Source organism: Nonomuraea sp. NPDC050790 (assembly GCF_044456745.1).
Classification (GTDB): Bacteria; Actinomycetota; Actinomycetes; order Streptosporangiales; family Streptosporangiaceae; genus Nonomuraea.
In genome coordinates this window covers 868939-882376 of record NZ_JBITGF010000003.1, presented here as the reverse complement: position 1 = coordinate 882376, position 13438 = coordinate 868939, and the positions used below count along the sequence as shown (strand labels likewise).

At 70.2% G+C, this 13438-nt stretch carries 14 protein-coding genes; 6 read left to right on the top strand and 8 right to left on the bottom strand.

Features of this window, described 5'->3' with window-relative positions; translation table 11 throughout:
- Nucleotides 1–3 precede the first annotated feature (3 nt).
- Nucleotides 4–993: a polyprenyl synthetase family protein gene (locus tag ACIBEJ_RS19240; protein WP_397184077.1), complete on the top strand. Its 990-nt coding sequence runs from the start codon at nt 4–6 to the stop codon at nt 991–993.
- A 114-nt stretch (nt 994–1107) separates the two neighbouring features.
- On the opposite strand, the gene rarD is transcribed toward ACIBEJ_RS19240, so the two are convergent.
- Nucleotides 1108–2019, bottom strand: coding sequence for an EamA family transporter RarD (gene rarD / locus ACIBEJ_RS19235; RefSeq protein WP_397184076.1), 912 nt, complete (start codon nt 2017–2019; stop codon nt 1108–1110).
- 123 nt (nt 2020–2142) lie between these two features.
- Between rarD and msrA the strand changes: the two genes are divergently transcribed.
- Complete coding sequence (gene msrA, locus ACIBEJ_RS19230) at nt 2143–2805, top strand: peptide-methionine (S)-S-oxide reductase MsrA (protein WP_397184075.1); 663 nt, start codon at nt 2143–2145, stop codon at nt 2803–2805.
- A gap of 117 nt (nt 2806–2922) precedes the next feature.
- On the opposite strand, the gene ACIBEJ_RS19225 is transcribed toward msrA, so the two are convergent.
- The 4 genes from ACIBEJ_RS19225 to ACIBEJ_RS19210 all read right to left on the bottom strand — a co-directional run bounded on the left by ACIBEJ_RS19225 (nt 2923) and on the right by ACIBEJ_RS19210 (nt 6144).
- A complete protein-coding gene (locus ACIBEJ_RS19225) occupies nt 2923–3420 on the bottom strand; it encodes a hypothetical protein (RefSeq protein ID WP_397184074.1) in 498 nt (165 codons plus the stop codon).
- A gap of 49 nt (nt 3421–3469) precedes the next feature.
- Nucleotides 3470–4564, bottom strand: a complete 1095-nt coding sequence (locus ACIBEJ_RS19220) for a helix-turn-helix domain-containing protein (RefSeq protein WP_397184073.1) — start codon at nt 4562–4564, stop codon at nt 3470–3472.
- A 98-nt stretch (nt 4565–4662) separates the two neighbouring features.
- Nucleotides 4663–5277: a GntR family transcriptional regulator gene (locus ACIBEJ_RS19215; RefSeq protein ID WP_397184072.1), complete on the bottom strand. Its 615-nt coding sequence runs from the start codon at nt 5275–5277 to the stop codon at nt 4663–4665.
- Nucleotides 5278–5286: 9 nt separating this feature from the next.
- Complete coding sequence (locus ACIBEJ_RS19210) at nt 5287–6144, bottom strand: DMT family transporter (protein ID WP_397184071.1); 858 nt, start codon at nt 6142–6144, stop codon at nt 5287–5289.
- An 81-nt stretch (nt 6145–6225) separates the two neighbouring features.
- Between ACIBEJ_RS19210 and ACIBEJ_RS19205 the strand changes: the two genes are divergently transcribed.
- Nucleotides 6226–6603 (top strand): hypothetical protein, encoded by a 378-nt coding sequence (locus ACIBEJ_RS19205; protein ID WP_397184070.1) that lies wholly within the window; start codon nt 6226–6228, stop codon nt 6601–6603.
- On the opposite strand, the gene ACIBEJ_RS19200 is transcribed toward ACIBEJ_RS19205, so the two are convergent.
- Nucleotides 6600–7085, bottom strand: coding sequence for a GNAT family N-acetyltransferase (locus ACIBEJ_RS19200; RefSeq protein WP_397184069.1), 486 nt, complete (start codon nt 7083–7085; stop codon nt 6600–6602). The genes ACIBEJ_RS19205 and ACIBEJ_RS19200 overlap by 4 nt on opposite strands.
- A 99-nt stretch (nt 7086–7184) precedes the next feature.
- Here ACIBEJ_RS19200 and ACIBEJ_RS19195 point away from each other — a divergent pair, with 99 nt between their 5' ends.
- Nucleotides 7185–7823, top strand: a complete 639-nt coding sequence (locus ACIBEJ_RS19195; RefSeq protein WP_397184068.1) for a TetR/AcrR family transcriptional regulator — start codon at nt 7185–7187, stop codon at nt 7821–7823.
- Between the two features lie 5 nt (nt 7824–7828).
- On the opposite strand, the gene ACIBEJ_RS19190 is transcribed toward ACIBEJ_RS19195, so the two are convergent.
- A complete protein-coding gene (locus ACIBEJ_RS19190) occupies nt 7829–8968 on the bottom strand; it encodes an FAD-dependent monooxygenase (RefSeq protein ID WP_397184067.1) in 1140 nt (379 codons plus the stop codon).
- A gap of 66 nt (nt 8969–9034) precedes the next feature.
- Nucleotides 9035–12289, bottom strand: coding sequence for a BTAD domain-containing putative transcriptional regulator (locus tag ACIBEJ_RS19185; protein WP_397184066.1), 3255 nt, complete (start codon nt 12287–12289; stop codon nt 9035–9037).
- 73 nt (nt 12290–12362) lie between these two features.
- Between ACIBEJ_RS19185 and ACIBEJ_RS19180 the strand changes: the two genes are divergently transcribed.
- Both ACIBEJ_RS19180 and ACIBEJ_RS19175 read left to right on the top strand, forming a co-directional pair.
- Complete coding sequence (locus tag ACIBEJ_RS19180; RefSeq protein WP_397184065.1) at nt 12363–12731, top strand: MmcQ/YjbR family DNA-binding protein; 369 nt, start codon at nt 12363–12365, stop codon at nt 12729–12731.
- A gap of 47 nt (nt 12732–12778) precedes the next feature.
- Nucleotides 12779–13129, top strand: a complete 351-nt coding sequence (locus ACIBEJ_RS19175) for a hypothetical protein (RefSeq protein WP_397184064.1) — start codon at nt 12779–12781, stop codon at nt 13127–13129.
- Nucleotides 13130–13438: the final 309 nt, after the last annotated feature.

The window sequence follows — 13438 nt, the reverse complement described above, 5'->3', positions numbered from 1 at the left end:
TCTATGTCCGCGCCACCGGTTGTTGATCTGCCCATTGAGGACGAGCGGTTGGCGCAGGACATCGCCAGTGGCCTGAGCGCGGTCGAGAAGCTCCTGCGCTCGTCGGTGGAGAGCGAGGACGCCTTCGTCACGGAGGCGTCCAAGCACCTCATCGAGGCGGGCGGCAAGCGGTTCCGCACGCTGATGCTGCTGCTGGCGGCCCAGTTCGGCGATCCGTCCGCGCCCGGCGTCGTGCCGGGCGCGGTGGTGATCGAACTCACGCACCTCGGCTCGCTCTACCACGACGACGTCATGGACGAGGCTCCGGTACGGCGCGGCTCCCCGTCGGCCAACGCCCGGTGGGACAACACCGTGGCCATCCTGACCGGCGACTACCTGTTCGCCCAGGCCTCCGACCTCCTGGCCGACCTCGGCCCCGAGCTGATCAGGGTCCAGGCGCAGACGTTCTCCCGGCTCGTGCAGGGCCAGATCAGGGAGACGGTCGGCCCGCAGCCCGGCGACGACCCGATCTCCTTCTACATCAACGTGCTGGCCGACAAGACCGGCTCGCTCATCGCCGCCTCGGGACGGTTCGGCGCGCTGCTGTCGAACGCTCCGGCGGGCGTGGAGGAGCGGCTGAGCCGGGCGTGCGAGGCGATCGGCGTGGCGTGGCAGCTCGGTGACGACCTGCTGGACGTGGCCTCCACCTCGTCGGAGTCGGGCAAGACGCCGGGGACGGATCTGCGTGAGGGCATTCGCACGCTGCCCGTCCTGTATCTGCTGGCCTCGCCCGAGGACTCGCGGCTCAAGACGTTGCTGTCGGGGCCGGTGGCGGAGGAGGACGTCGAGGAGGCGCTGACGCTGTTGCGGGCGCATCCGGCGATGGCTCAGGCGCGGGCCGAGTTGGACGCCTGGGTGGATCGGGCGCGGAAGGACCTGTCGGGGCTGCCGGACATCCCGGCCAAGGACGCGTTTCTGGCTCTGTGCGATTACGTGGTGGAGCGCTCGGGCTGATTTTTCGGGATATTTCGGGTCGAAGTGTGATTTGCGGCGTGGTTGGCCGCCGGCCCGGAGCTCCCTTTCTGGGGCCGCTCTGGGTTTCGGCGGCGGGCCGTACGTCGAGGACGGTCAGACCGTCGTCTCGACCAGGGCGGCCTTCTTCCGGTTGGCGCGGGCGGCGCTGATGCTGTCGTAGGTGAAGACCGACAGGGCCAGCCACACGATCGAGAAGCCGATCCAGCGGCTCGGCGGCATGGTCTCCTTGGCGATCAGGACGCCGCACAGGAACTGCAGGATCGGCGCGATGTACTGCAGGACGCCGATCGTGCTCAGCGGCACCCGGATCGCCGAGGCGGTGAAGAACAGCAGCGGCACCGCCGTGATCAGCCCCGCTCCGGCCAGCAGGAGCGCGTGGCCCGGGTTGGTGTGGCCGAACGTGGCCTGGCCCGAGGTCTCCAGGAAGACGAGGTAGGCGAGGGCGGGCGTGAGCAGTACCAGAGTCTCGACGGTGAGGCTCTCGGCCGCACCCACGTTGGCCTGCTTCTTGACCAGCCCGTACACGCCGAAGCTGATGGCCAGCGTGAGCGCGATCCACGGCAGCCTGCCGTAGTCGAGCGTGAGCACCACCACCGCCAGCGCTCCGAACCCGACCGCCGCCCACTGCATCGGCCGCAGCCGCTCCCGCAGCAGCAGCACCCCGAACAGCACGCTGACCAGCGGGTTGATGAAGTACCCGAGAGCGGCCTCGACGACGTGGCCGGTGTTGACGGCGTAGATGTAGGTGCCCCAGTTGACCGTGATGATCACGGCGGCCAGGGCCAGCAGGGCGAGCTTCCTGGGCTGCCGCAGCAACTCCCTGAACCACGACCAGTGCCGCCTGACCGCGAGGATCACGACCACGGCCACCAGCGACCAGGCCATGCGGTGGGCGAGGATCTCAAGCGCCCCCGAGGGCTTGAGGAGCGGCCAGTAGAGGGGGAACAGACCCCACATCGCGTAGGCCGCGACCCCGAACAACACACCACGCTTCTCGTCAGGCATGTAGCCCATTTTCGGACATTACATGCTTAAACACAAACGCGTACTACTATGTGGGACTATTTAGGTGGTCTTAACGGTTTGTGCCTCTGCAGTGCTCTGTACAGTGAGACCAGGAGGTGCACCATGGGTTGGCTGTTCGGCAGCAACAAGACATCGATGGTCCGTCAGGAGGACGCCCTGCCGGGGCGCTCCGCCCGGATCCCGGTGCCCTCGCGGCACGCGGTCCTCGACGCTCCGCTGGCGCCGCCGTACCCCGAGGGGCTGGAGATCGCCGACTTCGGCCTCGGCTGTTTCTGGGGCGCCGAGCGCAAGTTCTGGCAGACCGAAGGCGTCTACACGACCGCGGTCGGCTACCAGGGCGGCTACACCGAGAACCCCACCTACGAAGAGGTCTGCACCGGCGCCACCGGGCACACCGAGGCGGTGCGCGTGGTGTACGACCCCGCGAAGGTGTCGTACGAGGAGCTCCTGAAGGTGTTCTGGGAGAACCACGACCCGACCCAGGGCATGCGCCAGGGCAACGACGTCGGCACCCAGTACCGCTCGGCCATCTACTACCACTCGCCTGCGCAGGAGAAGTCCGCGCTGGCTTCGAGGGACGCCTACCAGGCGGTCCTCAAGCAGTCGGGCTACGGCGACATCACCACCGAGCTCGCCCCGGCCCCGGAGTTCTTCTACGCGGAGGACTACCACCAGCAGTACCTCTACAAGGTCCCCAACGGTTACTGCGGCATCGGCGGCACCGGCGTGGCCTGCCCCGTCGGCCTGACCTCCGGCGAGGCATAGACCCGCGCAGCCAGCTAGACCCTGGCCCACGGTCGCTCGGTACATCCGGCATCGATCATGGGCCAGCGCCGTTCTCGGTGAGGTTCGTTGGGACGCGCCAGTCGTGGATGCCGTTTCTCAGAGCAGTCCGCGTTCGCGTGCCCATCGGGTGAGGTCGCGTCCGGTGCACGGTAGCCGCATCCCGGTCTCTCGCAGAGCGTCGATGTGGCTGCGGATTTCCACGAGTGTCATCTTGCCGAGTCGGAGAAGCCGCGTCAGGAGCCATACCGTGCCGTGGATCTCGAGCCCTCGCTTGCGGCCGACCTTGGTCGCGTTGCGGTCGTCTGTGATGGCGATCAGGCCGTGCGTTTCGGCGGCGGTGAAGACGCTGGCTTCGCCGAGGTTGTGGTCGCCCGCACCCAGGAGATCGACCCACTGCCCGAAGGCGATCAGCTCTTCGTCGGTGTCCTGCGGGAGGATGCGCAGCCATTCGAGATCTGTGATGGATCGCAGGGATGGAAACGCGGCGGAGTACTTGTCGACCTCCGTCGCGACGATGTGCGTGGTCGACATGGACGAGACGCTGGCGCCGAGGACGTCCAGACGGTCGGACCTGGCGAAGTGGTTCAGCACCATGGCATCGACCACCAGTGGGGGAGCGGGTCCTCGCCCGGGGACGCGGACGTCATGGAGCCTCGTCTTCGTCGAGCCTCGGTGGTAGGTCCGCGGGGTCGCCGAGCTGCCCGTGCATTAACTCCAGCGCACGATCGCTGGTGATGTGGCCATGTCGGTACGCGGTCATCACCGCGTGCGCGACGCTCGGGGGCACGCGGATCGAGTCGAGGTCCGGCTGGGGCGTCCAGCCGACGGAGTCTCTGAACTCTGCGAAGGTCGGGGGACAGGCTCGCAGCTTCTTCTCCTCGTGCGGCGTCATGGCCTCAGCCGCTCGTGCCTGTCGCAGGGTCATGCTCCATGAGGTGCGATACACGGCGGCCAGCCGTACGAATGTCGATCGATTCGCGCTCTCTGTGCTGACGGCGCGCACGATCGCTTCCGCCGGCAGTAGGAGTTCCGCCGCGAAGGCGTCCACCATGTTCTCGCGTTCCGCGCGGGAGGCACTGACTGCTATGTCTGTCGAGTACTCGTCGCCAAGAATGAGATGACCGAGCTCGTGGGCGGCGGTGCTGCGCCGGCGACCGGGATCTCCCTTGAGGCTCACCACGGCTGCCGCTACGTCGTCGTCCACTGCTGATGCCCCGTCCCCAGGCAGATCGATCACCAGGACGTACTGACCGCACCGTTCGCAAAGGCCGGCCATCGACTCTATGGCGCCGGTTCCCAGGTTGAGCTGGGCTCTCAGCCATCTGGCGGCGGCCGCGGCGGCATGAGGGCCGTCGACCTTGTGCGGGTACTGCTTGATGGGGTTCGGCTGCAGCATGTTCAACGACATGAGCAGGCGGATCTCCCGAATCCACATGGCCAGAGCGCTGTCGATGCGATACGAGGCCTGGGTGGCTTCTGCCGTGGTGTCCTCGGCCAGTGGCGCGCGGTGTGACATCACCGCCGGTGGCGCATGGAGAAAGTGGCCGAGTGGCATGTCCAGTGCACGGGCAACGCGGGCGAGTTCCAGTGCGTCGAGCCGCCTCGAACCGGCCTCGATCTTGCTGATCATGGTCCTGTCGAGATCGGTTCGCTGGGCGAGCTGTTCCTGGGACAGCTTCACGGCCAGCCGTGCTTCACGGACTCGCTGCCCGATCTCGTTCCAATCGAGCGTGCTCATGGTGCGATAATCGCACGCCCGTCGGGGGCTCGTACACGGTTGGGAAGGGTCTGGGGATAACCTTTGCCAGCGTCTTCGGCTGTGGGAGGGTCTTGCTTTTAGGTGCCCCAGGTGTGGCTTAGGTGGTGGGCTACTGCGGCTCTGGCTGCGGCCTCTGGGCCTTCGGCTATTGCGTTCAGGAGGTCCTGGTGTTCTCTGACCAGTATGTCGCGGTCCTGGTAGACCTTGCGTAGGCGGACCACGCCCAACTGGGTTTCGGCGGCCAGGGTGCTGTAGAGGCGTTCCAGGCGGGGGCTGCCTACCGCTTCGATGAGGGCCTGGTGCAGGGCCATGTGTTCGGCCACCACTTCGGACCAGGGGGCCTGCTCTGCGAGAGCCGCCAGGCGGGCCAGGGCCGTTTCCGCCTCTTGGACTCTTTGGCCGGCCAACGCCTTGGCCATCAGGTCTTCCAGCGGGCGGCGGACGTACATGAGGTCGTCGAGGTCTTCGGCCGTTACCAGGCGGACCTGGGCGCTGCGGTTGCGTTCGCGGCGGAGCAGTCCCTCGTGGACCAGTACGGCCAGCGCCTCCCTCACCGTGGGGCGGGCCACGCCGTACGTGGCGGCTATTTCCTGTTCTGGTAGTGAGGTGCCTGGAACCAGGTCGCCGGACAGGACTCGGGTGCGTAGCGCTCCGGCCAGCGCGTCGACGGTGGACACGGGTCTGAACGGCACCCTGGCACTCTAGCGGCTCGCCGGGCGTGGTTCCGGAAGGGCTACGGCCACCAGGCTGATCGCCAGCAGGCCCAGGCCGAGGACGGACAGCAGGGCCAGCTTCTCGCCCAGGACGATCAGGCCCAGGAGGGCTGCCACCGCGGGTTCGGCCAGTGCCAGGGTGGCGGCTGTGGCTACGGGGGTGGTGCGCAGGCCCCTGCCGTACAGGAAGTAGGCCAGGGCTGTGGTGCCCAAGCCCAGGTAGAGGACGGCCAGCAGGGCCGGGGGTGCCGTCAGCCAGGCTGTGCCGCGCCACCACAGGATGGGGAGCATGATGACGGCGGCGCCGCCGAACATGATGCCCATCACGGCGTTGGACGGCAGGCCCGCGGAGATGGCCTGGGCGGCGGACACCGCGTAATAGGCGTAGAGGAGGCCGCCCAGCAGGGCGAACAGGATGCCGGAGAGCACCTGGCCGCCGGTGTCGGTGCCGCTGCCGGCGATGAGGGCGGCACTGCCGGCTATCGCGGCGGTTGTCGCGGCTGACCAGCGGGCGCTTGGGCGCCGGCCGTGGAGCAACCAGGACAGCAGGCCGGTGAAGACGGGGCCGCTGCCGATGGCGACGACGGTGCCGATCGCCACGCCGGTGCGGGCGACGGCCGCGAAGAAGCAGAGCTGGTACGCCGCCACCGCCACCGCCCCCAGCAGGAGGCTCGGTCGCAGGGCGGAGCGCAGCCCCGACCAGGCCAGCAGGGCCAGCGCGGCGCCGCCCAGCACCAGGCGGGCGGCGGCCAGGGCCACCGAGTCGGCGGAGACGAGGAGGCCGGCGGTGCCTGCCGTGCCCCAGAGGACGGCGGCGGCGACGACGGCGGACGGGCCATTGCGCATATCAGGATTGTCTGACAAACAGACAATCCTGTCCAGGCGATGAGGTGGCGGGAGTGACGTCGCTGATCTACGCTCGGGTGCGTGGACAGCGAGAGTCTGGCCGCGGCCGCCCTGCTCTCGGCGCTGAGCCGGGCCGCGGGAACCCTCGCCGAACTGCGTCATCCCTTCGTGCGCAGCGCCCCGTTCACCTATCTCGCCCCGCCCGCCGGAGCGGTCGCGGGCACCGTCTTCACGCTGCCCGACGGGCGGGAGGTCCGGTTCGCCGTTTCTGTGGCGGTCGACGATGGCGCGTACCGGGTGGAGGGGGAGGTGCTCGCGGAGCACGAGCCGCTCGTCGAGCTGGCGCGCGCGAGTGTGCCGACGCTGGAGGAGGCGTTGGTGCTGCTGGACGAGTACACGATCGAGGTGGCCGAGCCCGCGGTGCGGCTGCTCGACCGGTTATTGGAGGATCTGCGCTAGTCGGTGGCCAGGCGGGCGTGGCGTTCCACGTCGAAGCGGACGCCGTCGTAGCTGAGCTTGGCGCGTTCGATGCCCTCGGCCTGGAATCCGGCCTTGAGAGCGACCTTGCAGGAAGCGGGGTTGTTGACGCGGTGGCCGAGTTCGAGGCGGAACAGGCCGCGCTCCTCGAAGGCCCATTCGGCGAGCATCGAGGTGGCGGCGGCGGCCACGCCTCTGCCGCGGGCCTCGGGGACGGTCCAGTAGGAGACCCAGCCGTTGAGGTGGCGGTCGATGCCGGTGACGGCGACGTTGCCGGCGACCAGGCCGTCCAGCGTCACGGCGAACGCGTGGCCGACGCCCTCCCAGGCGGCGATCCAGCCCTGGGCATCCTTGATGGTGATCATGGGCCAGGGCGCCTGTCTGCGCATGTCCTCGGACTGGAACGCCCGAAGCACCACAGAGGCATCATCATCCCGCCATTCCCGCAAAGCTATCCCCGACACGAAATATCCCTCCTAGTACCGATATACCCCATTGCGGGAGCCGGGGCTGACTTGAGCGGTCGCTCAGGCCGATCTACCCTTCAGTGAGAAGAGGAGCCGATGTCCACCACCACCCGCGCCAAGCTGCTCGACGCCGCCCTGGCCACGCTGCGCACCCAGGGCATCGCCGGCGTGTCCGCACGCACGATCGCCACCGAGGCGGGAGTCAACCAGGCGCTGGTGTTCTACCACTTCGGCAGCGTCGACCAGCTCCTGGCCGAGGCGTGCGAACACGGCTCCACCGAGCGGGTCGCCCACTACCGCGAGCGCTTCGCCGCCGTCACGACCCTTGGCGAGCTGCTCGAACTCGGCCGCGCCATCCACGATGAGGAGCAGGAGTCCGGCAACATCGCCGTGCTCGCGCAACTGCTGGCCGGCAGCCAGACCGACCCCAAACTGGCCCCCGCGACCGCCTCCGGCCTCAACCTGTGGGTGGTCGAGCTGGAACACACGCTGGCGCGGGTGCTGCGCGAGACCCCGTTGGCCGAGCTGGTGGACGTGGCCGGGCTGGCGCGCTCGGTGGCCGCCGCGTTCATCGGGCTCGAACTGTACGAGGGGGTCGACGCCGACGGCGCCGCGAAGGCGCTGGACTCGCTCGAACAGCTCGCCGTGCTGGTCGGCGTCCTGGACGAGATGGGCCCTCTGGTACGGCGGGCCGTACAGAGCAGGCTGCGCAAGGCGGCGCGGACGTCGAGGTAGAGACGTCAGGCGTAGTCCTTCAGCTCGATGTTCGTGGCCGCCCGGTCGCCCACCTTCATCATGGCCGCCAGCAGGAACCGGTACTTGAAGATCCAGTTGCGCATCCTGATCCCGCGCCTGGTGACCGGCGCGAGAAACGGCCCGGCGTTCCCGGTACGCGCGATCTTGGCGTACTCGAGGAAGGCGTCCTCGTAGGCCCGGTAGGCGGCCCGGTGCTCGCCGCCGCTCGCGGAAAGCTCACCGGCCAGCACGTACGCCGCCACCATCGCCAGACCGGTGCCGAACCCGCCCAGCGTGTTGCCATAGGCGGCGTCCCCGATCAGCGCCACGCGGCCCTTGCAGTAGTGGTCGAGGCGGACGTGGCTGACCGAGTCCAGGTAGACGTTCTCGATCGCCGCCAGGATCTCCGCGCTCCGCCAGCCCATGCCCCGGTAGTGCTCCCGTACGACCCGCCGCATGTCCTCGGCCGAGTGGCGGTCGAAGGACAGCTCGCCGGCGGCGAAGACGAAGAACGCGCCCGCCTTCGGCCCGCCGGGGGCGATCATCCGGCCGGGCTCGTTGTACATCAGCGCCGGGCCGGCGAAGCGCTCGGGCAGGTCGGCCAGCGCGTAGTAGTGGCCGCGGTGGCTGACGTAGCGGGACTCGGGACCGAAGGCCAGCCTGCGGATGTTGGAGTGGATGCCGTCCGCGCCGACCACCAGGTCGAAGGTACGCGGCGCGCCCCGCTCGAAGGTGACGTGCACGCCGCCCTCGGTCTCGGTCAGCGAGGTGACGGAGTCGCCGAAGACATAGCGCGCTCCGGCCGCGACGCCGACGTCGTGCAGGATGCGGGACAGGTCGCCGCGCCCGATCTCGATGTCGCCGCCGGTGAAGGAGCCGGGGAGCGTCGCCAGCCGCCGGCCGCGGGCGTCGATGATCTGCTGGTCGGTGCCGCCGGTCTGGTGCTTCAGCACCTCGTGCAGGATGCCGGTCCGTTCCAGGACGATCCGGTGCGTCTCGCCCTTGAAGTCGACGGTCTGGCCGCCCGTCCGCAGCGCGGGCGACTTCTCGACGACGGTGACGTTGAAGCCGCGGCGGGCCAGCCAGTAGGCGAGCGCGGGGCCGCCGATGCTCGCGCCGGAGATGAGGATGTTGCTGTTCTGCATGTCTACGAGCTTGGGCGGAGGCGCTGACAGCCCGGCGACGTCCGGCTGACAGTCACCACAGCACGGTCACCACAGCACGGTCAGTGCCTGCTCCCTGCTCAGCGCCGCGCCCTTGGCGTAGTGCTCGGCGAAGAGCTCGGCGCCGATCGCCCGCGTCGCCGCCGCGGCCGTCTCGGCCACGTCGCGGTCGCCGGTGACGGCCATGCCGCGCAGCGCCACGGCCGCGCCGAGCAGGTAGGCGGCGCGCTCCGCCGTACCGTCGAGGAGGGCGAGGGCGGCGTGGCCCTCGACGACGGCGGCCAGGTCGCCGGAAAGTGAGCGCGGGCCGCCCGCGCGGGCCTCGGCGTGCAGCGCGCGCGCCCGCGCGGTGTCGCCCTCGCGCGCGGCCAGCAGCGCGAGGGCGGTCTGCGCGTACGGCCGCATGCCCTCGGTCACGTAAAGGCCGGGCTGAACGGTCGCCAGCGCGCGCTCGAAGTGTTCGCGAGCCGCGGCCGGGTCGCCGCGCCGCTCGGCCAGCTCGCCCTGCGCGAGCTCGACGATCGCCGGCCGCCCGGTGGTGCGGGCCAGCTCGGCGGCCCTGGCCACGTCGGCGGCCGCCGCCTCCTCGTCGCCCTCGCGCAGCAGCCCGCCGGCCCGGCGGCACAGGATGTCCACGACCTCGTCGACCGCGCCCAGCTCGCCGAGCAGGTCGAGGGCCCGCTGCCACAGCTCGCGGGCCCGCGTCCACTCGCCGCGCCAGCTCGCCAGGATGGCCAGCGACTCCAGGTTCTGGGCCATGCCCCACCGCTCGCCGACGGCGGTGAAGCTGGCCAGCGACGACTCGAACCCGCGCTCGGCCTCGGCCGGACGCCCGTCGAGCTGGTGGATCAGCGCCTGGCCCAGCACCGCCACGGCCCTGCTCCACGGCCCGGTCCCGAGCAGCCGCTCCCGCCGCCGGTTGACGCTGGGCGCGCCGGGGCCCGCGACCATGCCCCAGAGCACCGTCCCGAACGGGTAGCGCAGCGGACGGTCCAGCGCGTTCATGATCGCCTCCGCCCGTGCCCACTGCTCTGCCCCCACATCCGGTACGGCCAGCAGCACGCACAACACGTACTCCTCACCCAGCTCGGCCGGCGGCTCACCCACCCGGTCGAGCAGATGCCGCGCCGACGCGGCGGCCTGCCCGCGGCGCCCGCTCAGGAACCAGTAGGCCGCCTGCGCGCCGACCAGCCGCAGCCCGGTCGCCGGATCGTGGCGTACGGCGTGCCGCAGCGCCGCCTGGAGGTTGGCGTGCTCGGCGGAGAGCCTGGCCAGCCAGTCGAGCTGCTCGGCCCGCAGCAGCCAGGGGTCGGCTTCCTGCGCGAGTTCCAGGAAATAGGCGGCATGCGCGTCCCGGGCGGGGTCGCCGGCCTCCTCCAGCTTCTCCGCGCAGAACAGCCGGACGGTCTCGAACATCCGATACCGCCCGTCGGCGGCCTCGACGAACGACTTGTCCACCAGGTCGGCCAGCACCTCGCCGTCGCCGCAGACCCGCTCGACCGCCGCCAGGTCCGCGCCGCCCGCGAACACGCTCAGCCGCCTGGCCACCACCTGCTCCTCCTGGCTGAGCAGGCTCCAGCTCCAGTCGACGACCGCCCGCAGCGTCCGGTGCCGGGCGGCGGCGGTGCGGTCGCCTCGGGAGAGCAGCTTGAACCGGCCGTGCTCGGCCAGCCGGGCGGCGATCTCGGCCACGGTGAAGGAGCGCAGGCGCGCGGCGGCCAGTTCGATCGCCAGCGGCGAGCCGTCCAGCGCGGTGCAGATCTCCACGACCTCGGGTCCCGGCTCGAACCCCGGGCGGACCGCCGCCGCGCGCTCGGTGAACAGCCGCACGGCTGGGGCGCGCGTCCACTCGCCGGGCTCGGCGTCGTCGGGCGGCAGCGCGAGCGGGGCCAGCGGGACGAGTACCTCGCCGGTCAGCCCGAGCGGCTCGCGGCTGGTGGCCAGCACGGACAGCTTCGGGCAGGCGTCCAGCAGCCGCCTGGTCAGCAGCGCCGCCGCCTCGATCACGTGCTCGCAGTTGTCCAGCAGGAGCAGCAGGTCCCGCTCGGCCAGCGCGGACACGATCCGCTCGACGGGATCCTGCGGGCGCAGCAGGCCCAGCCCGGTCTCGCGCACGCCCAGCGCCGCCGTCACCGCGTGGGGCACCAGGCCACCGTCGGCCACCGCCGACAGGTCCACAAAACAGACAGCTCCCCCAGAACCACCGGAACCCCCGGAACCCCCGGAACCCCCGGAACCCCCGGAACCCCCGGAACCCCCGGAACCCCCGGAACCCCCGGAATTCCGGGAAATGGAGGAACCGCCAAGACCGCCGGAACCCTTGGAACCGCTGGAACCGCTGGAACCGCTGGAAGTGCTGGACCTGGCGGACGTGGCGGAACCCCCGGAACTGGCGGAACCGCCGGAACTGACGTGCCGCCTGGCCGACTCCACTGCCAGGCGGGTCTTGCCGGTGCCGCCCGGGCCGGTGATCGTGACCAGGCGGGTGGTGGACAGGGCGGCGAGCCGTTCCAGCTCGGCCTCACGGCCGACGAAGCTGGTCAGGGGCGCGGACAGCCGGCCGCCCGCCCTGGGCGCGTCGGCGCGCAGCATCGCCAGGTGGAGTTCGGCCAGCTCGGGGGAGGGGTCGGCGCCCAGTTCCTCGGCCAGCAGCCTGCGTCCCTCCTCGTAGACCTCCAGGGCCGCCGCCTGCTGGCCGCCGGCGTGCAGGGCGCGCATGAGCTGGCCGCGCAGCCGCTCGCGCAGCGGGTGCGAGGAGACGAGCTGTCTCAGGGCGGCGACCGAGGTGCCCGCGGGCAGGGACAGTTCCGCCTCGATCAGGTCTTCGGTCGCGGCCAGCCGTACCTCGTCGAGGCGGGCGACCTGGGCGGCGGCGTGGGTCACCTCCGGCAGGGCGGGACCGCGCCACAGCGCGAGGGCCTGGCGGAGCGTGGCGGCGGCGCGTTCGGGCTGTGCGGCGGCCAGCAGCGTGCGGCCCTCGGCGGCCAGGTGCTCGAAGCGGTGGGCGTCCACGTCGTCGGGGTCGACCACGAGCCGGTAGCCGGTGCCGTGGAACTCGATCAGGTCGGGCGGGAGCTGCCGCCGCAGCCGGGAGACGTGGGCCTGGATCGCGTTGACCGCGCCCGCCGGAGGGTCCTCGCCCCACTGGCCGTCGATGAGGCGTTCGATGCTGACCAGCCGGCCGGCCTCCAGCAGCAGGAGAGCCAGCGGCGCCCGGGGGCGCGGACCGCCGAGCGCGACGGGCGCGCCGTCCTCGCCCCTGACCTCCAACGGCCCCAGGACTCCGAACCGGGGAGCCGACATGCCCCCACCCTACTGACTGCCGGATCGGCGGCCGGTGGGGCAATTGTCGGTACGCTCTGCTAGACCTGAGGGCATGGGTATCACCGTTGACGAGTTCCTGGAGATGCTGGGGCGCCTGCCCGAGCACAAGCTCAGCGACGGCGGCGAGTGGACCAGCATGAAGGTCCGCGGGCGGGGTTTCGGCTACCTGTGGGAGCGCACGGAGACGGTCGGGCTCAAGGCCACCATCGAGGAGCAGATGGCGCTCGTGGCGGAGCGGCCCGAGGTGTTCGAGGTGCAGTTCACCGCCGGGCGGTTCGGATGGGTGGTCGTGCACCTGGACAGGATCGACCCCGACGAGCTGTGGGAGCTGGTCGCCGAGGCGTGGTGCCTGACGGCGCCGCAGGAGATGGTGACGGCGTTCGAGGCGACGCTGGGGCTCACCGACAGCAGGCACGTATAAGCGCAGGCCCTTGCGGGAGGAGGGCAGGAGTCGCGAGAATCGCGCCCATGCACGGCAACCCGATGCCGGACTCCTACGTGTACGTCACCGAGGAGGGCGTCACCCGGCACTACTCCGACGGCAGCGTCGAGGCGCTGGCGTGGGAGGACGTGGTCGAGGTGCGGGTTGTCACCGAATCCGGGGCCGACGTTCTCTACATCCTGCTGGATCGCGACGGCGAGGGCTGCGTGGTGCCGAGGTCGGCGACCGACGCGACGTTCCTCGCGCGGCTGCGGTATCTCCCCGACTTCGATCTCGACCGGCTGGCCGTCGCCGCCGAATCGGTGCAGGACGGAGTTGTGGTCGTCTGGCGCAGTCCGGATCCGCCGTCCGCATTGCCAGACCTGGAGTATGACTAGTTCCTGAATTCTGGCGGTATCGCTGGGTTTCTGATGATCAAACAGACATTTCTCCTGCTCTTCGCTGCATCTTTGGATCGTTCCGTCAAGGTCTGAAATCTGCGCCCTAGCGTCCGATTGTGGACATAGTGCGTTATTCCCCAGCATGGAATCGATCTTTACTCTTTAGTGGGGGCCGCCGCCCTTGAGTTCATGTGGGATGTGGGTAAACCCATGCGCTTCAAGGAACGTCACGTTATTGCGGTGCCGAGAGTTGCAGGTGGGGTGTTATGAGGGTGGGGATAGGGGAGTCCGATGTCGTGCTCCTCC

Bases quoted from the DNA above. Each gene is read 5' to 3' on its own strand.
- ACIBEJ_RS19180 (WP_397184065.1), top strand. From the start codon at position 12,363: ATGGGTATCACCGTTGACGAGTTCCTGGAGATGCTGGGGCGCCTGCCC.
- ACIBEJ_RS19195 (WP_397184068.1), top strand. From the start codon at position 7,185: ATGTCCACCACCACCCGCGCCAAGCTGCTCGACGCCGCCCTGGCCACG.
- msrA (WP_397184075.1), top strand. From the start codon at position 2,143: ATGGGTTGGCTGTTCGGCAGCAACAAGACATCGATGGTCCGTCAGGAG.
- ACIBEJ_RS19225 (WP_397184074.1), bottom strand. From the start codon at position 3,420: ATGGTGCTGAACCACTTCGCCAGGTCCGACCGTCTGGACGTCCTCGGC.
- ACIBEJ_RS19220 (WP_397184073.1), bottom strand. From the start codon at position 4,564: ATGAGCACGCTCGATTGGAACGAGATCGGGCAGCGAGTCCGTGAAGCA.
- ACIBEJ_RS19190 (WP_397184067.1), bottom strand. From the start codon at position 8,968: ATGCAGAACAGCAACATCCTCATCTCCGGCGCGAGCATCGGCGGCCCC.
- rarD (WP_397184076.1), bottom strand. From the start codon at position 2,019: ATGCCTGACGAGAAGCGTGGTGTGTTGTTCGGGGTCGCGGCCTACGCG.
- ACIBEJ_RS19210 (WP_397184071.1), bottom strand. From the start codon at position 6,144: ATGCGCAATGGCCCGTCCGCCGTCGTCGCCGCCGCCGTCCTCTGGGGC.
- ACIBEJ_RS19185 (WP_397184066.1), bottom strand. From the start codon at position 12,289: ATGTCGGCTCCCCGGTTCGGAGTCCTGGGGCCGTTGGAGGTCAGGGGC.
- ACIBEJ_RS19240 (WP_397184077.1), top strand. From the start codon at position 4: ATGTCCGCGCCACCGGTTGTTGATCTGCCCATTGAGGACGAGCGGTTG.
- ACIBEJ_RS19175 (WP_397184064.1), top strand. From the start codon at position 12,779: ATGCACGGCAACCCGATGCCGGACTCCTACGTGTACGTCACCGAGGAG.